Annotated in this window: 16 protein-coding genes; 1 reads left to right on the top strand and 15 read right to left on the bottom strand. The window is 48.8% G+C overall.

All coding sequences use genetic code 11. The features are described 5' to 3' along the window. Positions 1-7: 7 nt before the first annotated feature. The 8 genes from M0Q40_01265 to M0Q40_01300 form a co-directional block, all read right to left on the bottom strand. On the bottom strand, positions 8-970 hold the full coding sequence (locus tag M0Q40_01265; protein ID MCK9221248.1) for a family 43 glycosylhydrolase: 963 nt from the start codon (positions 968-970) through the stop codon (positions 8-10). Positions 971-1,000: 30 nt separating this feature from the next. Continuing rightward, the gene (locus M0Q40_01270) at positions 1,001-5,194 is read right to left on the bottom strand and encodes a hypothetical protein (GenBank protein ID MCK9221249.1); all 4,194 of its coding nucleotides are present in this window, start codon (positions 5,192-5,194) and stop codon (positions 1,001-1,003) included. Between the two features lie 16 nt (positions 5,195-5,210). After that, a complete protein-coding gene (locus M0Q40_01275; protein ID MCK9221250.1) occupies positions 5,211-6,494 on the bottom strand; it encodes a sugar ABC transporter substrate-binding protein in 1,284 nt (427 codons plus the stop codon). A gap of 151 nt (positions 6,495-6,645) precedes the next feature. Further along, complete coding sequence (locus M0Q40_01280) at positions 6,646-7,653, bottom strand: LacI family transcriptional regulator (protein ID MCK9221251.1); 1,008 nt, start codon at positions 7,651-7,653, stop codon at positions 6,646-6,648. Positions 7,654-8,191: 538 nt separating this feature from the next. Further along, on the bottom strand, positions 8,192-10,621 hold the full coding sequence (locus M0Q40_01285) for a hypothetical protein (GenBank protein MCK9221252.1): 2,430 nt from the start codon (positions 10,619-10,621) through the stop codon (positions 8,192-8,194). A 19-nt stretch (positions 10,622-10,640) separates the two neighbouring features. Next, positions 10,641-13,181 (bottom strand): DUF4832 domain-containing protein, encoded by a 2,541-nt coding sequence (locus M0Q40_01290; GenBank protein ID MCK9221253.1) that lies wholly within the window; start codon positions 13,179-13,181, stop codon positions 10,641-10,643. Between the two features lie 54 nt (positions 13,182-13,235). After that, positions 13,236-14,462 carry an extracellular solute-binding protein gene (locus M0Q40_01295; protein ID MCK9221254.1) on the bottom strand — a complete coding sequence of 409 codons (1,227 nt, stop codon included), beginning with the start codon at positions 14,460-14,462 and terminating at the stop codon, positions 13,236-13,238. Positions 14,463-14,524: 62 nt separating this feature from the next. After that, on the bottom strand, positions 14,525-15,466 hold the full coding sequence (locus tag M0Q40_01300) for a nucleoside hydrolase (GenBank protein ID MCK9221255.1): 942 nt from the start codon (positions 15,464-15,466) through the stop codon (positions 14,525-14,527). A gap of 127 nt (positions 15,467-15,593) precedes the next feature. On the opposite strand from M0Q40_01300, the gene M0Q40_01305 reads away from it, so the two are divergent. Continuing rightward, the gene (locus tag M0Q40_01305) at positions 15,594-17,294 is read left to right on the top strand and encodes a nucleoside hydrolase (protein MCK9221256.1); all 1,701 of its coding nucleotides are present in this window, start codon (positions 15,594-15,596) and stop codon (positions 17,292-17,294) included. An 18-nt stretch (positions 17,295-17,312) separates the two neighbouring features. Here M0Q40_01305 and M0Q40_01310 read toward each other — a convergent pair whose 3' ends face one another. The 7 genes from M0Q40_01310 to M0Q40_01340 form a co-directional block, all read right to left on the bottom strand. Then, positions 17,313-17,897: a GrpB family protein gene (locus M0Q40_01310; protein ID MCK9221257.1), complete on the bottom strand. Its 585-nt coding sequence runs from the start codon at positions 17,895-17,897 to the stop codon at positions 17,313-17,315. 80 nt (positions 17,898-17,977) lie between these two features. Next, positions 17,978-18,598: a cyclase family protein gene (locus tag M0Q40_01315; GenBank protein MCK9221258.1), complete on the bottom strand. Its 621-nt coding sequence runs from the start codon at positions 18,596-18,598 to the stop codon at positions 17,978-17,980. Continuing rightward, positions 18,564-20,084: a glucose-6-phosphate dehydrogenase gene (gene zwf, locus M0Q40_01320; protein ID MCK9221259.1), complete on the bottom strand. Its 1,521-nt coding sequence runs from the start codon at positions 20,082-20,084 to the stop codon at positions 18,564-18,566. The genes M0Q40_01315 and zwf overlap by 35 nt, the downstream gene beginning before the upstream one ends. Positions 20,085-20,088: 4 nt before the next feature. After that, entirely contained in the window at positions 20,089-21,498 is a 1,410-nt protein-coding gene (gene gndA, locus M0Q40_01325) for an NADP-dependent phosphogluconate dehydrogenase (GenBank protein MCK9221260.1), read from the bottom strand. 90 nt (positions 21,499-21,588) lie between these two features. Next, entirely contained in the window at positions 21,589-22,974 is a 1,386-nt protein-coding gene (galK, locus tag M0Q40_01330; GenBank protein MCK9221261.1) for a galactokinase, read from the bottom strand. A gap of 102 nt (positions 22,975-23,076) precedes the next feature. After that, positions 23,077-23,802, bottom strand: coding sequence for a nucleotidyltransferase family protein (locus M0Q40_01335; protein MCK9221262.1), 726 nt, complete (start codon positions 23,800-23,802; stop codon positions 23,077-23,079). A gap of 238 nt (positions 23,803-24,040) precedes the next feature. Beyond that, positions 24,041-24,490 carry a DUF188 domain-containing protein gene (locus M0Q40_01340; protein ID MCK9221263.1) on the bottom strand — a complete coding sequence of 150 codons (450 nt, stop codon included), beginning with the start codon at positions 24,488-24,490 and terminating at the stop codon, positions 24,041-24,043. Between the last annotated feature and the right edge of the window lie 41 nt (positions 24,491-24,531).

Consider the following 24,531-nt stretch of genomic DNA (forward strand, 5'->3'; position numbering starts at 1 on the left):
TCACAATCTAGTCATCCCAAAACAGTGGTGCAAGTTCAACCCCGCCTTGGCCCCAACCACAGCGACTGACATACCAATTCCCATCACTATCCACAATCACCTCTAAGGCGTGGGCCGGGATATGACCTACCAGATCCTTTAGATCCCAATGAAACGGGTTTCTGCTTTTGAACACGTCTGTTCCCACGTAACCACCCCGGGGTCCAATAAACAGGTAGTAATATCCATTGCGCTGGACCACAAAGGGAGACTCAGTAGGACCACCGTAGGTTCCTTCCATTGGGTCTGTAAAGACGATCCTTCTTTCACCCCAGTTGATCAGGTCTTTACTGGTCCGCGCTGCCACCACATGGTTCCCCCCAAAGGGCTTTGAATTAGCAGTATAATACATGACCCACTCATTACCGACTTTTAGAATCATGGGATCCCGGGCATCAAAACCATCAACTACCAGAGGGTTCGCCCGATGTCTTTCCCAGTGCCACAGATCCTCCGATGTAGCTAGGTGAATCTTGTACTTGGTATGATCAGGATCCCCGGCACAGTAAAACATGTAGTATAGGCCATCATGGTAAACTACATGGGGTGCCCACAGATGCACCTCCCGCCAATTGTCCCAGTCGGCACTTAGGGCAAAGGGTTGCTTGTCCCAGGGTTGTTGGAGAAGGGTCGAAGCTGTGGCATGGGCGAAGTTCTTCTCGTCCAAGGGGTTAGCTGGCTCCTCGTGGGTAATGCCAAAAAGGTGCCACGTCCCATCAACACCTTGCACAAAGCAATGGTCATTAATGTACCACTGTTCCTTCTCCCCAACACTAGGATCATAGATCCGTACAAACTCCCCTGCCCGCACCTGGCCTTGGGCCATGGCCGGAACCGCCTTTACCATAGCCAAACAAACCACGAATAGTCCGAGTAGCAAAATCGTCATAAACTCACTCCTGGAAATATGATGAAGTCTACTACTTAACAATCTAACAACCTCCCTCCAGTGGGTCAAGGCCTATTGGCCAAACACTACCTCCACGGTGGTCTCTCGATCCTGTTCTAAGGCAAGCTCCACTTGGTAGAAGCCACCACCAATGGAAGCAAACGGTACTGATGTCCCGTTGACGTACACAGCAGCCGGTGTTCTTTCGGGCCCGGGTATTTGCTCTTTAGAAGAGGGGTTTCTCCATGTCCACTCGTAGTAACAGGGACCATCTTCAAGTCCAATTAGTTTGGTCGTAAGGGTTCGTCTCACACCATCCCACTGGTTCTCACTCACTTTTGCCGATGTTACTGGTGCCCATACTTGAGGGATCGCCCCCTGAATAATCGATTGGAAGGCTGCTGCATAGAAGGAAAAGTGCGGCAGAAAACCCGTACGATCCAGCAGTGATTTTAGCTGTAGGGGTTCTTCGCCGAAAAGGATGCCCCGGGCGAAGACGTGGGCCACTGACCAATCATTTCCATAATGCCTTCCATCGAAATCGTTAACGGCATTGGCATCATACCAATTGGGATGATATCCCGGCATACCGACAAACTCCCACTCATACATCTGCTCAAAGCGATGTTCTGCATATAGGCGGAGTTGGGCCGGGTTATTCCAGTAAAGCCAATTTGTGGACGACCACAGACTCCGCGGATCCTGCGTCTGCGCACCAGTCCACTCGAAATACCCATCGATACCGAATTCTGTTAGAACATCGTCCTTAGCTTGTCTTCTGGTCGGCTTTCCCGTGTAATCGTGCTGCACCGCGTAATCCACCGACTTGATCCATTGGGGCAGATCAAAGGCGGCATAGATCGATAAAGCCTGTTTCGCTGCCCGATAGGAGGCATCCTGCCATAGATGATCGTCACCGACCATTTTCGCAAGTCTGGCGGCACCAAGCATGCCCTCATAGGCGAAGCAGATCCCATCGGAAAGACTGGTAAAACCGTAGACACTGGACAACGTACCAGACCAGGCCCAATCGAAGAAGATCTGGTAGTATGCATATAGACCCTGAATCTCCTTCCACAGGTCTTTTGAGACAGCATCGTCGTAGAAGTAAGCATATACCCACGTCCAGTCTAGCTGCCTTCCGTTGTACCATTCCCGATCGAAGGGTTCCTCGGCCACCCACACCTTATTACTCATGACGTACTGCTGACCGCTGGTAGGATCAATGATAGTCTGGAGGCTCTCCTTGGCAAAGGTTGGATCGAAAAATCTAGGTAGACTGGTTCGGGCCAATATCCTTTCCTTCCCTCCTAGCAGTGGGTAGACATTAGCTAGGGTTTTTGCCGTAGAACCGTTATATTCCGTATCCGACTTTCTCGGTTCCACAGGGCAGTACTGCCAGACATACGCCATCAGCTCTGATTGAAGTTTCTCCAGTACCGGATCATTAGTTATACTAATGGGCACCAACATCTGATCCCGACTGCTTGGTATGGGGATCTGGTAGGTTAGCTCTTCGCCGAGCCGATACGCATAGGGACCAAAAAACGTACCAACATTGCTTTCAATGATTGCCCCATCGATCCACTTCACTGGATAACCTGAGCGTTGCGCCAGCATTACAACCGGGGGTACCGGTGCGATCTGAATAGGTTCGGTGGACCATTCATCCTGCATCATGTGATACTGGAGACTGTTGGTGATGGTCACCACCCGGTTAACATCATCCACCACGGCAGTTTCCTCTAAGGCCTTTGGAAAACAAGCCAGTGCCCTGCTCCAAAAATCGGCAAATTCCCGGGCCTCTTTTGGCATGCCAGTTAACCATTTTTCACCCTCTTGCCGCATTATTCCATAAAGAGGCATCACCCCAATGCTCCCTGCAGCTTCAGGAAAACTGAAAACCACATCCTTACCCGTAATCTGGATCAGGGTTGGGCGCCTTTCTAGGCGAATCAACATGGGTAAGACATCCGCACTGCCCGACTCCGGGTGATTCCACAACAGCAGCCACGGCGCCCCAAGGGCGGAACCGGGTAACGTCTCATCTTTCTGCACAGAAGCAACCTGTCCTTCAAGATCGACATAGGCGACATAGTCTAAGGACAGGCCGTTGGTCCATTTCCAACTGGAGGCCTCGGTCTGGTACAAGACAGCTGGGAAGGCCCGGGAGATCATGATCTTGGTGTTTACCTCAACACCATCTTCTTCAGTACATACCTCACCAACACCCGTTACCCAGTCGGCCACAGTTACTTTCGGTGTTTTCGTTAGTGTTCCCGCAAGTTCGACAGAACCTAGGTCGAGACTACTACCGTCAGGGTAAAATGTGGGCCAGTACAGAGTCTGTACTGGCGCGTCCTTAGTTATGTTAAACGTAAGTAATCCCTCAGAATCTGTATGCAGTACACCAGTACCCTTACCAAAGGAACCGAAGGTACCAACACTGCTTAAAGACGCCTTTGGCTCGTAGGTATCGACGCCAACAACGCTATGCTCCACCGCCCTTTGACCTCCAATCTCCCCGGTAAGCCTTGGATTAACAATGCGCACTTCTACCGGTGGTACTCCCTGGGGCACGTTTGTCGCAAAGACTTTCATGGCCCAGGCAGTCATGCTTTCTAGGTCAGCTTGATCCAGTTGTCCCCATAGCCCCTCGGGAGCACCATCACCAATGGGTACCTTTAATGTTACCCATTCGCCAGGTTGTAGGACAATTGCACCCATATCAGCGGCCTCCGTCCAACGACCGGAGGGAAACAGAACCGGTTTGGCCTTAATCTGAATCCCAGTATCTACATCCTCGAGATACAAATCTACTTCAAAGTAGTCCCAGCCTCGCCAATCCTCAAACACCTGCATGTCCACAATTCCTTGGGAGTAACCTTCTTCCTTAAAAGCAAAGTGAGTATATACCGCAGGCTCATCCTGGGGTCCCTTCTTGGACGCATCAAACATAACCTTATAGGGTTTTCCATCCGGATCCCTATTGGCAGGCGCCCAATCGGCTTGGCTCCACTTGGCAACATCAGTGAAGTTCGCGATGGGACGTTCGACATGCTCCTTTGTTTTCGGTACTCCAATTAACTGAGCATTGGCCAATCGCACTTCAACGGGCCTTAACCCACCGGGCACATCTATGCTAAATACCTTGACCGCCCAGCCGGCCATACTCTGTAAGTCCTCCTCAGAAATCCTTTTGCTCCCCCAATACCCCTCGGGCGCATCGATAAGGGGCACCGAAAAAGTCACCCACTCCCCGGGACGTAGGGTGACTGCTCCCATATCATCGGCCTCGGTCCACCTGCCCGATGGGAATAGGATCATCTTCGCGAATACCTCGTGGGTAGCATTTTGGTCCAGGTAAATATCCACCTGAAGTGTCTGCCAACCCCGCCAGTCTTCAAAGAGCTGCCGGTCTATAACCCCTTGGGAATATGCCCCTTCTTTGAAAAGAAACTGGGTTGTGAGGGCAGAACCTCCATCGGGTGCACCACTGGGGTTAACCCTGGGCCGAAAGGGTAGTCCTTCTGCGTCTTTGTTGGCACAAGCCCAGTCGGCCTGGCCCCATTTTATCGCACTGTCAAAGTCGTCAATGGAACGGTGCTCAAGACTTGCCTGAGCTTCTACTTCACTGGTTCTTGAAATCCGTCCGTTGGACAGACGAATATTAATGGGCTTTGCTCCACTGGGAACTGGAGCAGCAAATAACTTAACCGCAACTCCCTTAATGTTTTGAATATCCTCAACAGTTAGTCCATCGCCGCCCCAATAGGCTTTGGTCATTTCACCGCTTAGAGGTGCGGTAATGGTAACCCACTGGCCTGGCTGGAGTGTTACTGTTCCGAGATCGCTTGCCTCGGTCCAACGGCCCTCGGGAAACAGGATTAGCTTGGCCTGAACATCTACATTGGGCAGCTCTTCCTCGAGATACACATCCATCTCAAGAAACTCAAAACCCCGCCAATCCGCATCACACATTCGTTCCATGACACCCTGGGAATAACCACCTTCTTTGAAAAGAAAGCTTGCACGAACAGCAACCTCTCCTTCCGGTCCCCCGTCGGGCACAACCGCCGGTTGATAGCCCACTCCCTCTTCATCGGAGTTTGCATCAGGCCAGCCCGCTTGGGCCCACGAGGCAGAGAAGTCTTGCACCAAGACCTCCTCTACCCCTTCCGCCAAGGTTGAAGGGGATATGAACATACCTGCAAATAACAATACTACAACTAAGCTAATAGCTACTTTTCCCCAAGCTCGCAACATTCTAGCCCCTCCTTTACTATTGTTCGGTATTGCCTACGTCTTTGTTCTGGGATTCCTGGATAATCTTGTTAAACTCGAACATTGCCACCCGTTCTGCTTCGGCTAAGGTCTGTTCGGGAGCCTTACGGCTATTGAATATGTCGGTAAAGGCCTCTGCGATGATTCGCTCCACTTTGTCTGGTAAGCATGGTTTGACTAATTGACCACTCATCAAAGATAGCAAGTAATGATCAATACTCTTTGGCCGGGACTGACTGCGGTGGAAAGCAGCCAAGGTCTCTGGATAGGTCACAACAGGACTAGCGATCCCAAAGAGTACCTGCAGGGTTTGGGCAGGTTCCTCGTAGGTAAGGAATTTCAAAAGTTCCCATGCTTCCTGCGGATGCTCGGTGTACGAACTGATCCCAATTGGCATTCCGCCTAAGCTGGTATAGGTACCCGCTGGACCTGCCGGTGGCGGTGTCACGTCCCATCTGAATCTGACATCCCGGGTATAACCAGCCCACGTCCATGGTCCTGTCCATTGCATAGCCACTTCACCTGCCTGCCACTGGGGCTCCCACCAATCGTTCAATTCACCCGGTTGGGGCTGGGCATGATGCAGCCATATAAAATCATGCATGTAGTAGATTGCATCGATAGTCTCGATTTCATGGAGAAGGAACTCTGTTTGATCTTCATTCATCCAGCGCCCACCGTAAGAGGCAATAATGCTGTCTTTGTTAAACTCGAGATTACCCATACCAAACCGTTTAGCATCTAAGTCAGTGAGTTTTTTGGATATTCCCAGTAGGTCTTGGTAGGTCCATCCCACCTGGGGAGCAGCAATTCCACTTTCCTCAAACCGATCCACGTTATAGAAGATCGAGTGGGCATATACGTCCCGGAGTAAGCCATATTGTCTGCCAAGGATCTGACAGGTTTCCAACACCGCGGGTAAGTAATTACTCGCATCAAACTCGGAGTCCTTTTCTATAAATGGACCTAGATCCTCAAGCATCCCCCCCATGGCAAAATCAAAAAGGTCTTCTTTCTTGATCCAAAGCAGATCCGGCGCTTCACCGGTTGCCATCAACATCCAAACCTTATCCGCATAGGAATTCCAATCCGCAAAGATGACTTCTACCCGTACATCTGGGTTTAATTCCTCAAAGAGCTCAAGAATCTCTAAGTTAAGATCATGCTCCTGGGATCCTTCGGTGGACCACCACATCAACTGTAATGTTACAGGCTCCGCAAAGGAATCAAGCGAACACAATAAGACTGTGATGATAAACATCAGTATCATCTGTTTCCTCAAGTTATTCACCCCCGTATTAGCCTAGAAAACATAATCCCGTTCTAAGATCTATATGTGCCTACTGCTCATTCATCACCCCGTTTCTAATCATGATCTTGCTAAATCATCCTCTCTTGTCCTTACTTTCTTCTATGATCTGATTGAGTTGTCTTCATTCACAGGACGCTCTTGATCTAGACAATCCAATGGTAGACTCCCTTACAATCAGCTCGGTTCCTATACGGGTTTTCTGCACGGATAGTTCTTCTTGACGGATCAACTCAAGAACCCGGCGAGCTGCCAAACGACCCATCGCATCACGATCCACACTAACGGCTGTAAGCGGTGGAATGCAATACTGCACTAAATCGGTATTATCAAAGGAGACAACAGATACGTCATCGGGGACCGATAGTGATAACTCATGGATCCCCTTGAGACTTCCCACGCCTGTCTCATCTGTGACGCAGAATAATGCTGTTACATCCCGTTCTTCTATCGCTCTTTTGGACAAGCGGCGTCCATCCTCTGCTTGACCAATCCCATTGTAGATAAGCGTGGGTAAACCAGCCTCTTCCATAGCTCTGCCGTAGCCGGCAACTCGTTCCATCAAGCTTGTGCTCAGTTGGCTTGCACCAATACAAGCGATTCGCCGATGGCCCAAGTCCAGAAGGTGCCTAGTTGCCGCGTACGCACCAACAATATTATCTGTAGCAATACAATTAAGCGCCCGATGCTCATAGTAATTGTCCATCATCACCACCGACGTATTCAGACTTTCTAAATAATCCAGCAGATCATCCTCTGGCCAACCAACAACGATGAACCCAGCAACCCCTTCGCCGCTAGGCAGTTCCATCGATTGCATACTTCTCTTATCCTCAATAGCGCAAGTCACCAATCGGTAACCAGCCTGTTGACAGGTTCTCTGGATGTTTTGCAAAACCGGTCCGTAGAAATTACTACCGAAAGATATGTAATGCTCGGTGCTCTTCGTGGTCAAGAACATGATATCCATTGACGTTTTTGCCTGCTGAGCAAAATATCCTAGCTCCCGAGCCGTTTTCAGCACCCGCTCCCTTGTCTCAGGAGAAACGCGGTCATTATGCATCGCTCTGGAAACCGTCGAGGATGAGATATTCAGCTTGCGAGCAATATCTTTTAAAGTCACCTTTTTCATCAATAAATCCGCTCCCCGTTACATGGTAAGCAAAACGTTATGCAACTTTGCCACCGTATCAGTGGAACTGTACCATATATTTATATTCGATATTCGATCCAGATTCTCCTCTATTTGGAACTCATCGCGGTGCAACTTTTACCATCACTCCAGTCCCTGCCTACTGGCATGTTTCAGACCATCTGGCGAGGTAAGCAAAGACCAGTCACACGCACTTTCATGGGATTGTCCCACCAATTTGTGGGTCGTTTCCCATCGTATTTTGTTTTTTGGTAGTTTGATAGCGCAGATACGACAAGACTGCAAAGATACTCGTGTAAACCCCTATTACGAATAAGTAAGAGACACATGATCTTTGAAAGACAGATAGGCTCGAAGGACCAGTAAGGATATGTCTTTGTGCTAGTTTAGGATTACTCCGTGCTACTGCTTAGAGTCTTAGACGCAGGCACTGGCGTTTGAGCCACTTAGGAGGCGTTTTTGAACCGGCTGGTTATTTTATAAAGCCCTGTTGATGCTTAGAACAGGGCTTCAATCTCTACATGGAGATCCTTTCAATGAACTCCGTAATCGTCTCCAAGGGTTGCAGGAGCTCACCGCTTAAATGTTCCCTGAAAAACTGGTTCCGCAATCGATCCAATTCCAGCAAGACTGGTTTTTTTAGCTCTTGGGCCATCTGGGCAATGCCCTGCAAATGACAAGATATATCTACGGAGGTTTCAACATCATCTTCCAGCAATTTGACCAAACGTTCCAGGCCAGTGGTCAACTCCGTCACATGTCGGAGAGTAGTCGCCGCACTTTTGGCTCTATGTGCCTGAATGAGGAGCTCCCGCCGGCTTTCATTCCAGATACCCAACTTTGTCCCCACAAGCCATGCGGTAACTTGGTTCCCAGCAAAGGCAAATTCAATATCTAAACGCCTAGCCGTTTCATCCACCAGAGCATCTACGTAGACGCCTTTTAGCAAATCGAAGACGAACACCGATTCTTCTTGCAGCAAACCAATTCCTTTTAGATCAATAGCTATCTGTGTAGTACAAGGGTCTTCTTTCGTGTTCCGTAAGGTGAAGTATCCGGCATTGGACCGGAAATCCCCATATCGTTCCAGTTGAACTTCAGATGTGGCTGCACTAGCCCACGTAACTGGGAACCAGCCAGCCCGATCTAGGGCACAAATAACTGGCATGTATTTCTTAAACAGGGGTCGATAAGCTGCCCAGTCTGACTGGGTGGGATGTAGTCCTAAGACGTTGGTGAAAATGCCGTAAAACATGCTTAGCTGAAGGAGCTTTTCCCTCTGGGCATAGTCCCAAGAGGATGTTCTCCCATAGGCTAGATTTTCTGTAAGGAGTAAAGTCCATGGTTTCTGATAGGCTAATGTCCTGCGGATTGCGAAATCCCGGTCGGACGTACCAAAGCCGGTGCCCACCTCTCCGCCAGGTACATCCAAAGCATGAACATAGAATAAGCCTCGTTCCGGATAGATAACGTTTCCCAACAAAATCTTGTCTTCCTCCTTGGCTAGGTTTGCCATCTCGGTAACGTATTGATGCTGGGTGAAAGCTAACAGTTGCCCGGTACGTTTCCTACTGTCCCAGATTAATGGATCTCGGGCTGTGGTAAAATGCTCCTTGCGGTAGTTGATTAGGCCGCCAGCCCAATCCAAGTTATCAATGTAGATCCCTTTAAGGGTGCCCCCACTTTGAGTTGCTTCCTTTTCTGCATGACGGACATGCTGCACTTGAGTTTCAAAAAAATTGGGTGATGGCAGATGCGGATCAGAGTTGACCACAAAGTCTACCATGGGCCCATATGCGTACCAACCAATCGGCATTAGCTCCCCATTGGAATCGTAAATCCCTGAATTTGTGATCGCGCGGGCCACATAGTTTAAGGGTAGGATCTTATGGTCATAGTCAATGACATCATCTGGTGCACTAAGTGATCGCTCCAAAAGGGCCAGGAACTCCTCTTTGCTAGGTTCGGGCTCTCTTTCCCGATCCGGCCAGCCTAGCCATTTTTCCGAGGGTGCTGTATAACGAAAGGAAACTATGTTCTGTACGAGATCCATCTGGTAATCCATCGGGGTTTCGTTGAATTTCAAACGGAAATCCCCCAAGGCGGGCACCTGCCGATAGTCCTGGCAAAAGACCCAGTTTCCCGCCTCTTCTACCCGCCGGTTAAAATGCTCAGGAAAAGCATCATAGTACCGTTGGGCCGCAGCCCGCATCCCCCATTGGGCTGGAAAAGCATAAATCACAAACTCAAATTCCGCTTGGCGGGGGAAATTGGAGGTATCCGGGGAGAGTGCCAGCGTAAAACTGATGGTATATCCGGTGTTGTCATAGCGAATCCGAAATAGACGGGGCTGATTCAAGGGAACCCCCATGGCTAGCCCATATGCATCGCAATATATGGCACTAAACGGATAGATGTTCATCGGATGGGAGGCTAGGTTAGCCACATTTTCGTAGACCCTGTGTTGAACGATCTTGCGGCTAACGTTGATATCATCTGCCCACTGCCAATTAGAGGCATCAACGGGTATGGTAAACGCCACTACTAGGACCCGATCGGAGTTGGATAGATCCTCAACTACACCATGAACCCTCATATATCCTTCGCACTGTTTATAGGTAGCCTTCATTTGCAGATCAAGTTCCGGTACCACACCCTTCTGTACCCATTGTCCCTGTGACTCGATCATAGGAAATCCAACCTCATGACGCCTATTTGCCACGGCATCGGTAACACTAAAGCCAAAACTGGCTTCCTCTAGCAAAGTACACTCCTGACCAAATAGATGCAATTGCTGCAGTGACCCATTGCCGGGACAAATCTCAATAGATAGATCATCTGTGGAAATCCTAACCATACTTATTTCTCCTTCGCTAAAGGCAAATACAGTGCTTATCGCAAAAAGCATCAGGAAAGCTACTGCTTTGAACGCAGACAAGTATTTCATCCACGTGACCTCCTAGGGACTAATCTTTCGTTCTGCTACCATTTTCAATAATTGTAATTTCGTCGATGATACAGCTTCCACCATTGTGAATCGCCCAGATGATTCTGTAATCAGGATAATCGTGGGTAGTGAAACTGAAGGTTTTGTGCTGAACTTGCCCGTCCTCCAAATCTAGCCAACGGGTAAAGCCCACATCGTAGTCTCTTCCTGCGGCTTCCGAGGCGGCATATACGTAGAAATAATTACCCCGTTCGCGGCCGGAACGTTGTTGAAAGGCAAAGGACACCGTATAGGATGTGTTTGGTTTCAACTTAATCACGTTGGAGTCCGTCCACAAATAGTGGTAGTCATCCTCTGTGAATCCTAGCTGCACAGCTTTGGGTAATAGATCATATCTGCGTTCTACTGCCAAGGAGCCTGCCCCGGCTATGGGTCGATGGCTCTCTATGCTACTTTGTTCGTGGGCAACAAAGCCTTCACCAATCCCTTCTTCAAAACCTTCATGGAGACAATCGGTGGGGTTTACTTGCTCAATACGAATGTTATCTAAGAGCAATGCTCCCTGATCTGTTGCTCCCCAAACCAATTCGTAATCATCGAAGGGACCTAGGGTAATCACTATCGTCTTTCGTACCGAAGAGGCGCCTTCTTGATCCTGCCATTTGCAGAACCCACGCAATCCAGCAAGCTGACCCTTTCGGCTACGGGCGACGAAGTAATAGTATCCAGGTTGAGAGGTAGGACCTGACGGGGCCAGAACTGGACGATAATCGAAGCTGATTACATATGTGCCGTTGGGCTCTAAGGGTACCATGCGTGAATCTAGTTTGAAAAAGTCACCCATTGGACCCTGGGAACAACCATACAAGGAATGCTTTCCTGTGATCGGGCTGTGGGATTCTAATCTGGCATTTTTACCGACGATGCGAAAGAAGCTTTCCGCAAAAGTACCACTTTCAAAATCCTCACATCCGACAAGTTCTCGGCTGGGAGTCTCTGCCCTGGTTGGGGAAACACTGTTCTCTACCTGAACTACGCCAATCGAGTAACGATTATTCCCATCATTACCTTCGATTCCTAGTTCGATGGCCGGTTCACCTTCGCCATCCACGAGGGCAATGTAAACTTCATAGGTTCCTTCTGGCACATCCTCTGATAGAAGAAACTCACTAATATACTCATAGGTATTGCCACTAGTCACGTTAGTCACATCAAAGCTTTCATCTGTGGAGGAGAAGACCAGGTCTTCACCGTCAAAGAAGTAGACTTTCAAGGGATATTTCTGGAAGAGCCTTCCCACTGCACGGTTTTCCCAGGTGTGATGAAGCTCAAAAATGCCTCCAGGAGCGACTATCTTAGGGAAGTAGGCTTGGGTTAACACCAGCCGATAACCCATCCACCGTAGACCATAGGGAATCAAACCTTTGTGTTCCTGGTTATAGAAGAACAACGCAGAATCAACGTTGGGGTTTTTCGTGTTATTAAAAGCGGTAATATCCCAGCCAAGGGTCATTAAGTAATTCACATGATAGTTTAGAGCCTCATCAATGGCTCGTTTCGGGTTATATCCTTCATTCAGATTCTGATACCAAGTCAATGAACCTGCAATCTCACCGGAAATTGGTTTTCGGGTTCGTTGAAAAAACTCCAGCATCAACCTACCGTCGTAGGCATCGTGTACATATCTCGATAAGCCATTACGATTGAGTGCAATATTCTCTATTTGGTAGTAGGCATAATCAAAGGCGGAGGCCCTAACATACTCTTCGTAGGTGGGTTTGGGCCTATGGTTAATCGATATCCCATAGGGAGTTAGATCATCTTGCCACTCGTATGAATTGGAGAGAACAAGGATAACATCACTATTGGCCCAGGCTTGGGACCATTCATCAATAATAGATCGGAGAGCTTGAATTCGTTCTAACAAAGAGGGGTAATCAAAGCCACTGTGCCATTCACCCCATGCCCCGTAGCCACACAATTGCACAACTTCAACTGCCGGATGATCCTTGTACCGCCCGGCAAATTCTGCCAAGAATCTTCTTAAGTAGGTCAGATATGTAGGATGGGTGTAGTCTGGGTATTTGCACTCGGACTCCTTACCCCATCCCGCGCCGTCCTTTAATTTGTATGGTACACCCAGATCGTATAACCACTCGGGGGCACCAATTACAAAGCCCACATGGGGCATGATCATTGGATCGGTGGAAACCCTAAAGTGGATCTTCTTGCCTTGGGCGGCCCAGAACTCAACGGCCTGATCCACTAGGTTCCAGTCAAAGACACCTTTTTCTCTTTCAATAGCACCCCATGCGGACAATATGGCTACATGATCAACCATCTCCCATGGAGTACCATTCCTAATATACTCCAGGGATCGACCAGCATCGATTTGGTCGGGAATCGCATTATCTATGTACCACCAACCCATGTGGGGATTAGAAAAAACGCTGTTGACTTCCTTAGGATACATACTTACCATACCGCCTAATACCTCCTCACCAACCGAACAAACGAGAAAGAGCGCCAATGGGACTAGCAACATAGAAAATTTCCGCATGTAGTCACCTCCTACGAGGAAGGTCCCACACTCTGTGTGGGACCGTTTTTATCTTCATCGATAGTAATCGGCCAAAGCGGTGTTAATCCGATTCTCCATTACCTCAACTGCTTGATTGGGATGTACCCGTTCATATAAGGAATCGCTTACTGCACCGATGAGTGCACCCCAAACAGCATCCCAAACAGTGCCGTCAAGTTTGTAGGCTGAATTGCTCAATACCGAGGCAGCTACTTGGAAGAACTGGTTACCTGCAATTTCCTCTGCTTGGTAGTGCCCCAACTGGGTGGGCAAAAGACCCGTGGCCAGGGCGCACTCGACAGAGTTATCTTCGTTTAGGAGAAACCGGTAAAACTTCGTTCCAGCTCCTCTAGCCTCCTCATCCAAACCGTAGCCAAAACGCCAGTCGGAAGCAACACAAGTAGCTCCAAAGGCAGCATCCTCTGACGGCCTTGGTTGCGCGGCTACTCCCCAATCAAAACTAGCCGTTTGGGCGGCTCCGTAGAACCATGTACCTAGGAAGGTCATCGCAGCAGTCTGATTCAGGAACTGCTCGCCACTCCATGCGGGACTAGGCCAGGGAATGATCTGGTTTTCAATTAGGTCTAAGAAGAACCCATACGCATCTTGGGCCTTAGTCCCTGTGAGTTTCACTTCTTTGTCGCCGATTTGAAAGTACTCAGGTACAGCTTGGGGCAAATATACTTGTAGAAAATCTGTAGGTTCTGTGGTAAAGCCAGCTTGAAGGATCTGACCATCGGGGCCGATTTTCGTCAGTTTTTTCGCCACTTTGGTCAACTCATCCCACGTCTTCGGCACGTCCTTATCTCCAAGGCCGGCTTCGGCAAAAAGCTCTCGATTATACCAAAGAGGCGTAGTCCACAAGCTGAAGGGATACGCGTACACCTTCCCGTCATCTTCGATAAAGTCTTCAAAGAAGGGTAACTCCTGTGACCGCATGTATTCAACAAGAGTGGGTTCGTAGAAGTCTTCAGGATACACGTCTATTAAATCCTCAAACCCACCCCGTAAGAGTTCCGGAGCAACTCCGCTAACCTGAGCCATCTGCAGCTTGTCGAAATATCCATCAAAGGGATGTAGCTCCACAATGACCTCGACTTCATCCTGCATTTGGTTGAATTCCTCTGCTTTTCTGGCAGTGAACTCACCGATGGCGTCATGCCAGGACCACAAAGAAATGACGGTCTTACCAAAACCCACTGTGTTTGCCAGTAATACTACTAATATGCTAAATACAAATATACTAGATTTGTTACGCATAATAGACTCCTTCCTTTCTTACTAATACTTCTGTTCAGTAAACATTCCTTGTTTCCTTTGGTTTAAAATCTACCACCTTCCCCTCCTAAGAGTGTGGTACATACAACTTGCTTGGCTCTTGATACATTCATGCTTTGACTTACCATTACAGCCGACGGACGCTCATAACTACATCCTGGAAGACTACACTCCTTAATGGGCAACCCCGCCACATACTTCTCCAAGTCAATAACGCAACCTCTAGTGAACAGACCTGTTGTCTCAACGCGCAAGTGCCTCGCGCTCACCTCGAACATATCAGGCTTAATTACCCAGAGTAAGGGAGCCAGATCATAGAGGATCGGCTCTGAACCCCAGACACTCTGTAATTCTAGTAGCAGATCCACCACTGGCCCTCCTTGGTCTTTCAGTATCGTACATGTTTTACGGTCCAGGATTAGTTCCTTACTAACACTCCAAGTGGCAAGAAAGGTCTGAAGACCCATCCGGAGGATCTTATCTGCCGCAAGGTAATCATTGGCAAAGTTGTGTTCCCGCCGAAAATAGACAACCTCACCTCCCATAATGGCAAGGCCCTTCAAATCCTGTTTGAGTGATGGATATCGACAGAAGGCTTCGGCTGCATTAGTTAGTTGCCCCAGACACACTAAGGTTACCTCTCCGGGGTTTTCTTTAGCCACACGGTGCAAGTGATCCCAAGCGACAATCCCACAATCTGGCATTTCCGATGAGTGTCCGGCTGCCCAAGCTAGTTGAGGAGTAAGCTGCGGCACTTTAGTCTGGGTCGGTGAACTCTCTGCGCCTGCCGAAACACAAATATGTTCCTTGCCTACCGCTTTGGTGATCATCCGGGCAAGATGTGCCCGTAAATGGACATGGTGATCAACTGTTGATATACCCACTACATCTAACTGAGGATGCATTAGTGCAAAAGCTAAGGCATACGCATCGTCAATGTCGTTACCTATATCTGTATCTATAAAGACCTTGTGTGCCCCTGTCAACGCCGATTTACCCCCTGAAACGCATCATGTTATAATACATCTATATTGTCTTACTTCAACGAAACCAAAGACTTACCCTTTGACATGGATTGGCACAAACTTAGCATTTATTGCGCGGGGTGATCAATTGAGTATACCCATTGTTATTGATACAGAAATAGGAGATAATATTGATGATGCCTTTGCTCTTGCTCTGGCGCTAAGTTCCCCAGAGATTGAACTGTTGGGGGTCACCACTACCTTTTACCATGCACAGGCCAGGTCCTTACTGGCCCGCAGGCTATTAGGTGCCTATGGCCGATGCCAAATCCCTGTAAATCACGGGCAATCCCACCTCTTTCAAGGTGAACCTCCTGCGGATTTTGATACGTTTACACAGATGGAGGAAGCTGTGCTAAAGGAGCCGATGTCAATTAGCACAAACATGTCCGCTTTAGATTGGCTCGGCGAATTAACCAAAACAGAGCAGAACATTACCTACATTGCCAACGGTCCCTTAACAAACCTTGCGGATTTCATACACCACTACCCCACACAGACCAAGGCGCTAAAGCAAATCGTACTCATGGGCGGATGGGCAACTCAAAGACTACCGGAGTGGAACATAAGCCACGATCCAAGGGCAGCAGCCATCGTGTTTGAGTCTGAGATCCCCATTGTGGTCATTGGTCGTGAAGTGACGCTAGGATGTATTCTGACCCAGTCCCAAGTGGAGATGCTCCTAGAGTCAAACCTTCCCGGCACGAAATTCCTGATGACCCTATATCGTCAGTGGGCAAAGACTATGGGCAATACACCACCAATCATGTATGATCCATTAACGGTGATGTATCTGTGCGATCCTTCCTTGGTCCAGCTTGAGTACGTTCCCCTACGGGTTCAGACAGAACCGGGACCAACCTATGGGGTTTTGTATCAGGATCCTACCGGAGTACCTGTGCATATGGCAACCGATGTGGACCGGGGACGTTATTTGAACACACTAGTATCCCGTCTTACCGGGCAGACTGGGATCCGTGAACTATATCCAGCCAAACTACAAGTCGACATCAAGGACGCCTTGGAGATCACCTATCCTCTTAATTGGCAAATGAAGCGTAACGTCACGGCAAAACACATCCTTGCTTGTGTTATCCAAGGAGAAGGTACAGTGGAAAATAGTGATGGGCTGAGCACCACAATGCAAGAGGGAGACCTGGTATACATACCTCCCCATTGCGTGCATCAAATGTCAACAAGAACCGGTATGACCATGTCCATACTGTATTTTGACTGTTGGCAGACTCGAAATGGCGAGCAAGAGGACTATCTTCTACCTTTGACTAACCAAAACCTAGTACATCAGCTGCCAGATCCTACTTACGGCAAATCAACCATCGCACAGATCGTTGATCTGTGGTCGAAACCTTCCTTAAAAAACATGCTCATCTGCCAAAGCAGGCTATTGTCTGTCGTGGCATATCTGTGTAACACTAGCCAAAGCCCGAGTGAAACCGCAAACGAAACTAAACAGCTAGTAAAGGAGATCAGAGAGTACCTCGAGGAGAAGGCCGAAGAGAGTATTGTGCTTGAACAACTAGAAATCCACTTTTCACTGAGCAAATATCATCTGATCCGTATCTTTAAGCAAGAGACGAACATGACCCCCATGCAATACCACCGCCTGCTAAAGATGCGACGGGCCAGGACTTTGCTGGAGTTGGACCACATCTCAATTAAGCAGATTGCCCATAGACTGGGATACTCATCAATTCAGGCTTTTAGTCGCGCCTTTAAGCAGGAAACCGGCATGAGTCCACGGGCCTATCAGCAACTTTCCAGTCGATAGCAATAATCCCTTAACAGATCAGATGTCTTTCTTACGAAGATTTTGCTTCTTTATACTATCCAGATCCTCCCGACTGAAACCTACTTCTCCTAGGATACCTAGAATGAAGGGTGTCTTCTTCTCGATATAACTGCCGATATCATCGGGATACTCCTGTGCTAGTCTTTTCTTGAGTTGGCCGTATTCAATTGCTTTGTCCCGATACAGTCGTAAGTAATCCCGAAATTTGAGGTGACTTTCTAGGCCTGAGGAGCCTACTAGGCAGACATACAGATGATGCTTCATCCAGATGCGGCCAGACCCATCCATTGGTACCTGGTCGTTGACCTGTCTCATTGCCTCTCGGCCAGGTATCCCGAGGTTCCCCTCATGCTGATACCCTAACCCACATAACGCGGCAATAACCTGCTTCGCCCCTATCTCATCTGGGACAATAAGATCAATGTCGATGATCGGTTTTGCTGCTAGACCCACAACGGACGTGCTTCCCACATGCTGTATGTCTACAGCCGACCCTTTTAGATGTCTTTTGTAAACCGCTTTTAGCTCCTCAAAGACTAGGGGCCAATCTGGGTCATAGTCCTTAACGACGATTCTTTCCATTGATGCTCTCCTTGTGAAACCGGGTTAATATTACAACTTTCACTGGCGCTGTACTTCAACTCTGATACCAGCAAGGATGGTTATTCTAGTAACAGCGCCCGGACCAAAGCAGCCTCAACCCCTTGGAACTTCAACGGTGCTACAAGCAGAGTGTAGCTACCCGGCGGTACATGACCTAGGCAAAGGCCTTCAAGGATCTTGATACCTGCTTGGAACAAAATCCTATGGGTCATGTGCCCGGCTTGATCCCGTTCGATACCTAGGGCGTCAATACCAACCCCCACTGCCCGCTTGCTTACTAGCGTACGTGCCGCGGTAAGATCTACATAGATGAAGTCTTCTTTCAGGTCTTTTCTCTTGGAATTCTTGGTCTTAAACAGCACAAACTTCCCCGATGCAATGGGCAAGTCTTCTATGTCTGCCGCAGTAATCTTCTCATGCACATGGGTAAGATCAAAGACTTGACAGGGAACGAGCATCTCCTCTAGAGGATAATCGTCTATGGTAGCACCATCGGGCACCATGTGCAGCGGAGCATCCAAATGGGTGCCTGTATGTAAATCCAAGCAGACACGGGTTTGATGTATCCCTTGTTTGTCATGCTCTGCAGTGGTGATGAACTCAGGACGCAGGTGTTCCCTATTCTTGTAGACTTGCATCTTCGGTTCAATGGTCATCGAAACATCGTAGACTATCTTCACGGCAAATCCACCACACTTTCCCTTCTCTTCTGAGAAGTTTTTGGGACTCCACAGGACCCCAGGTCCCAGCCGCGTAACTTGGTATTTCCTTGCGTTCCTTCTTCCAAAGGTCTAGAATCGGTTGTACATACTCCCAGGTTGCTTCCACCTCATCCCAGCGGGTAAACAAAGCAGCATCTCCAACCAATACATCGTGAAGCAACCGTTCATAGGCCTCGGGGGAGTTTTCCGGGTAATCACAGTTCTGGCAGAAGAACATAGTGGCGGGATTAATGGTCAAGTCCGCTCCCGCTTCCTTGACATTAAACTGGAAGGCCACCCCCTCCTCCGGCTGAATCTTAATGATCAATACATTGGGTTCTAGTTCCTGGAATGCGGGAAACCCACTGATTGTTTCATTGGGCTTAAACTGCACCACAACCTGGGCAAAGCGTTGGGGAAGTCGTTTACCCGTGCGCAGATAAAAGGGAACATCCCGCCAACGATCGTTGTCGATATAAGCTTTCATGGCTACAAAGGTCTCCATGTTTGATGTGGGATTTACCCATTCCTCCTGACGGTAGCCCTTCACCGCACTACCGTCAATGGTGCCCGGACCATATTGACCTCGTATAACTTGGGTGAGAATCGTCTCCGCAGTCAGCGGCCGTAGGGCTTTGATCACCCGTACCTTTTCATCCCGTAAAGCATCCGCCCCAAGGCCCAAGGGTGGTTCCATGGCGGTAAATGCCAGAAGCTGCATCAGATGGTTTTGCACCATATCTCGCAGGGCTCCGGCCCGTTCATAGTACCTTCCCCGATGGCCAATTCCCACGGATTCATTGACTTGAATCTGGATATGATCCACATACTTACCGTTCCATAGAGGTTCAAACACTGAATTGGCCAGCCTAATCATCATGATATTCTGTAGCATTTCCTTGCCTAGGTAGTGGTCTATACGAAAGATTGCTTCCTCAGCGAATACCGAAGTCAAATCTGCCTGAAGGGCCTGAGCCGACAACACATCCCACCCGAAGGGCTTTTCCAGTACAACCCGGCTATTATTGGACATACCGGCGCCATGCAGGTTTTTCACTGTAGGAGAGAAGACTTCTGGGGGAACAGCCATGTAGAAGATCCTTTGTCTTTGCGAGTCTCGATCTAATTGATCGAGATAGAGTCGTAGTTTCTCAAAACTAGGTTGCTCTGTCAAATCCAAGGATTGGTAGGAGAATAGCTTCAGGAATTCTATCTCCAAGGGCTCAGCAGTCTTCCTGGAATGGTTAAGTACGCATTTTTCCACCAAGTGGCGAAACTCCTCCTGGCTTTCCTCTCGCCGACCAATGCCCACAACGGCAATCTCACTTGGCAGTTGTCCTAACCTGTGAAGATTATACAAAGCTGGGTAGAGTTTCCGACAGGCTAGATCACCGGTTCCGCCAAAGATAACCAGAATACTTGGCTGTGGTAGAACCTTCTCTTGGAATGAAAACAAGGTCTTCACCGTCCTAATCCTTTTGCCAGTCGGTATGAAAGATCCCTGGTTTATCCACTCTTCGATAGGTATGAGAGCCGAAGTAGTCCCTTTGGGCCTGGATCAAGCTGGCACCAGAACGACTCGTTCTATAGGCATCATAGTAGCCTAAGGCCGACCCCATGGCAGAAACTGCAATACCAGCCTCTACTGCCAAGCTAACACATTTGCGCCATCCGGCCTGGGCTCTACCTAAGGCTTGGATAAAGGGTTCGGCGATCAGAAGGTTGGACACAACGGGTTCTTGAGCGTAGGCCATCGCGATTGGATCCAACAGACGAGACCGGATAATACAGCCACTACGCCAGATCCGCGCAACAGTCTGCAAATTTAGATCCCACTGGAACTCCTTTGAGGCCATCCCGAGCAATGCAAAGCCCTGAGCATAGATGCAGATCATCGATGCATAGAGCCCTTCACGAATATAATTAATAACACCCTGGGAGCTCTCTACTGCAATCGGGGCTGCACCTGGAAGAAGTTTCGATGCAGTCTGCCTTTGGATATGTAGTGTAGAGATATACCGGGCATAGAGAGCCTCGGCTAAAGTAGGGGTGGCCACGCCCAACTGCAAGGACTGTTCCACAGTCCACATTCCCGTCCCCTTCTGCTCTGCTGCATCCAAAATAACATCCACAAGAGGACGATCCAGCACTTTGTCTGTTTTCCGCAAAATATGGACCGTTATTTCCATAAGATAGGCGCCAAGCTCGGTCTCGTTCCATCGATGAAAAACCTCAGCAATGTCCTTTGTGCCCATGTTCAGTACATACCGCATGAGTGCATAGGCTTCAGCAATGGCCTGCATAAGGGCATATTCAATCCCATTATGGACCATTTTAACAAAATGGCCGGTGCCACCAGGACCTAGATAGGCGCAACAGGGTATTTGGTCTTCGGCCTTTGCCGCAATATCTGTAAGAATAGGAGCTACTAGATCATAGGCCTGTGGCTCACCGCCGGGCATGATACTCGGTCCATAACGGGCCCCTTCTTCACCACCGGAGATCCCAACACCTAGGTAATACACACCTTGCTTGCCTAAGATGTCCTCCCTATGCATTGTGTCTTTGAAATATGAATTGCCTCCATCAAGGACCACATCACCGGGCCCAAGCATCCCGGACAACTCTTTTAGCACATCATCCACCGCAGTGGCTCTTACCATCAACAGGATCCGCCGCGGTCTGGATAAGGATGTCACAAATTCGGGGAGGGTGTAAAAAGGAGTAATTGACAAAGGCCCAGTATTTTCCATAAAGGCACGGGTCCGGGCCTTTGTTCGGTTGTAGACACTAACCGTATACCCATGTTCCGCTATGTTCAAGGCCAGGTTCTGCCCCATCACTGCCAAGCCCACAACTCCAATATCCGCCAGTGACATCGCATCCATCCTTTCTAGATGCTAGGTTCTCCATAAACCAGAAGGTCCATGCAGACGTCTCTCCCAGACAAACAATCCTCAGGATAGTGTCTATTGCCCACTTGCGGCAACGGCATCATCGGCTGTAAACACAACCCAGTCTGCCCCAGTATTGGGCTCAGTGTCCAGAATTACTTCCTGGTTCTCCAGATTATCTAGAAGTCCCGGTCGATGGTGCTTAAGGTATTCTCCATAGTATTCCTTGGACAAAGCGGCAATGAATTCCTCGACTTTACACTTCTTTACCAAAGCAACAGCGCATCCTCCAAACCCCGCGCCAGTAAGCCGGGCGCCAAGCGCCCCATGTTTGAGGGCTAACGATACCAATTTGTCCAACTCAGGACAGCTGATCGCATAATCCTTGGCACAGGACACGTGGGATTGATTCATTAGAACACCAAAGCGTTCAGCATCCCCGTCTCTAAGATATCTAAAGGCCTGTCTTACACGTATTCCCTCACTTAGAACGTGACGAAATCTCTCTAAAAGGGCAAATCCTGAATCGGGTACATCAAGCAGCTCATCGCGTCCACCGGTCCGCATGTGCTCCTGGGTAAACTCCTCCAAAGATAGCCCCAGTTCCTCGGCCGTTGCTGCCGGTGTCCAAGTCCTAGATAGGATCCGTTGCGCACAACCGAGTAGCTCATCGGGTTTACCCCCATACTTAGCCAGTAGCTCACCCATATTCTGTGCCTTGCCTCCATTAACGTGGCGGGAAATAATCTGTGCGGCTAATCCACTTTCCTTAGCCCGCATGTTAAACGACAGTCTCACTCTTTCTGTCTTCGGAGCCTTAACCAGACTGTTTAAGATCACAACACGATAGTCCTTTGGCATCGGCACCAGTTCCGTATCTAGTTCGGGATAAAACTCGATCTTCAAGGCGCAATCCCGTTCTCCTAACATACAGATGGCTTGATCCATGCCCCCACCCGCGGTACCAACATATCTTTCTGCCTTGGCCATACTCTCAGCCATCAATTTGCGTGAAATGGGCATTTGGTTAACCAGCGCAAAGGCCAAGCCAATAGATACCACTAAGGCTGATGATGAGCTCAACCCGGCTGCCTTGGGGATATCCCCATCTACTATTACCGACAGACCTTTAAACTGAAACCGAGGGTTCTTCTCTAAAGTAGTATCAACAATTCGCCAAACCGCAGCTTTCGCATAGTTGCCCCAATCACCCGTTGGGTAAGGGGGAATCTCAGGTTCAATGGCAAATTCCCTCGGTGGAAAACTTTTGTTCATATTGTACAAAACAACCTTTTCATCGTCCCGGGGGGCAAAGGCTGTACGAATCGACCTGGAAATGGCCATGGGCAGTACAGGTAGTCCGTTGTAATCCGTATGCTCACCGATTAGGTTCACCCGACCGGGTACCCGAGTTATGCCGTAGGGACGCTCCCCGGGAAACCGCACGCAAAACGAATTCAAAAGTAGCTTATCGTCCATGTACAACTATTGGGCAACAATACTTTGCTTGCCCCTCCTCCTTCTGCCTCGAATGTATTTATGCAAAGATGCTCCTCTACCACTTTAGTCCTCCTGCTGAAGCAAGCCTTGGATTCTCTCTAGTTCCTCTACCGTACCAATATCGCCCCAATGGCCGCTCAACTGATAGGCAAAGAGCTTTCCCTGGTCCGCAAGCATATCGGCAATGGCGGCAGATAACTCATATTCTCCCCGTACCGAGGGAGTGAGTCGACCTGTATAGTCGAAGATTCGGGGTGAAAAAATGAAAAGACCCGCATTGTTCCATTTGGTAGTAGAGGTACCCTTCGGGGGCTTTTCTTGGATCTTTGTAACTTGCTTCTTCCCATCAAAATATACCGCTGCCCCGGCGCAGGGGTCTTCAACCCAGTTTACTGCCAAAAGGCAATCATAGTCCTGGCTGTTCCAGGCTCGAACCATGTATTGGTAATCCTTGGGCGAAATTACGATGTCACCGTAAGTCATCAGGAAAGGTGCATCATCTACCAATTCTCTGGTGAGGTGTAAAGCTGAGCCTGTACCATCTAAGGTCTTCTGATATACATATTCTATGCCAACACCAAGGGCACTGCCATCCTCAAGTAGTTCCTTAATCATCTCCCCTTGATAACCAATAACAACCACAAACTCGCGAATACCTGCTGTTTTAAGACCCTTTATAATATGTTCGAGACAAGTCTCATCACCAATCTCCATCAACGCTTTAGGGCGATCCTTAGTCAACCCTTTAAGGCGTGTCCCTTTACCAGCGGCTAGAATAACTGCCTTCATTCTGATCTGATCCTCCGCTTCTTCTATCCACACGGTTATGCGTGCCAAACAGAACAGATTCTATGTATCACCGCTTGTCCCAACGGACAGTAAACTGCCCTTGGGGAAAACGGTTTCATCCAAACTGGTTTGGCATATTATTCTTTTTCGCCAAGATGGATCCTTTACCCTTCCAAGAAGTCCAAATTCGTAGCTTTCGTTAAGAAGACCATTGCTCCTTGAGAAATCGAATTTACGGTCAACTTTCACATAACATTGCCCGCATTCGCTTCTCAAAGGAGATATCATCGTCTTTACTCCGAGCTTGGGGTCCTTTGGTTCTGCCCCCGCCCCGGCGCACCTTTGCTTTCTTATACCGCTCATCCAACATGAAATCAATGTTATCTGAGGTGTACTCCCGGCCCTTAAAAGATACAGCTCGACCCTGTCGTCCTAAAACCAAAGCAGCCAACCCCCAGTCCTGAGTGAGCACAATATCCCCCGGTTCCACCCGGTTAACTACTGCAAAATCCGCTTCATCCTTGCCATCACCCACCGTGATATGGCAGGGACTATCTATGTGATGGTTAAAGGATGATACGGTAATGAGCGTCATCCCGTATTCTTGACTTAGCCTAATCAGAATTTCTAGGGCACCCTTCGGACAGGCATCGGCATCAACAATTAGCTTTGCTGTGCTAATAATCATCACCCCTTTGAGATTATACCATATAAGGAGAGGAATCCCTG

The organism is Limnochordia bacterium, assembly GCA_023230925.1.
Classification (GTDB): Bacteria; Bacillota; Limnochordia; order DUMW01; family DUMW01; genus JALNWK01.

What these genes read in the sequence shown, in the direction of transcription:
- M0Q40_01270 (MCK9221249.1), bottom strand. Translation starts at nt 5,194, where the DNA reads ATGTTGCGAGCTTGGGGAAAAGTAGCTATTAGCTTAGTTGTAGTATTG.
- M0Q40_01280 (MCK9221251.1), bottom strand. Translation starts at nt 7,653, where the DNA reads ATGAAAAAGGTGACTTTAAAAGATATTGCTCGCAAGCTGAATATCTCA.
- M0Q40_01285 (MCK9221252.1), bottom strand. Translation starts at nt 10,621, where the DNA reads ATGAAATACTTGTCTGCGTTCAAAGCAGTAGCTTTCCTGATGCTTTTT.
- M0Q40_01290 (MCK9221253.1), bottom strand. Translation starts at nt 13,181, where the DNA reads ATGCGGAAATTTTCTATGTTGCTAGTCCCATTGGCGCTCTTTCTCGTT.
- M0Q40_01295 (MCK9221254.1), bottom strand. Translation starts at nt 14,462, where the DNA reads ATGCGTAACAAATCTAGTATATTTGTATTTAGCATATTAGTAGTATTA.
- M0Q40_01310 (MCK9221257.1), bottom strand. Translation starts at nt 17,897, where the DNA reads ATGGAAAGAATCGTCGTTAAGGACTATGACCCAGATTGGCCCCTAGTC.
- gndA (MCK9221260.1), bottom strand. Translation starts at nt 21,498, where the DNA reads ATGTCACTGGCGGATATTGGAGTTGTGGGCTTGGCAGTGATGGGGCAG.
- M0Q40_01335 (MCK9221262.1), bottom strand. Translation starts at nt 23,802, where the DNA reads ATGAAGGCAGTTATTCTAGCCGCTGGTAAAGGGACACGCCTTAAAGGG.
- M0Q40_01340 (MCK9221263.1), bottom strand. Translation starts at nt 24,490, where the DNA reads ATGATTATTAGCACAGCAAAGCTAATTGTTGATGCCGATGCCTGTCCG.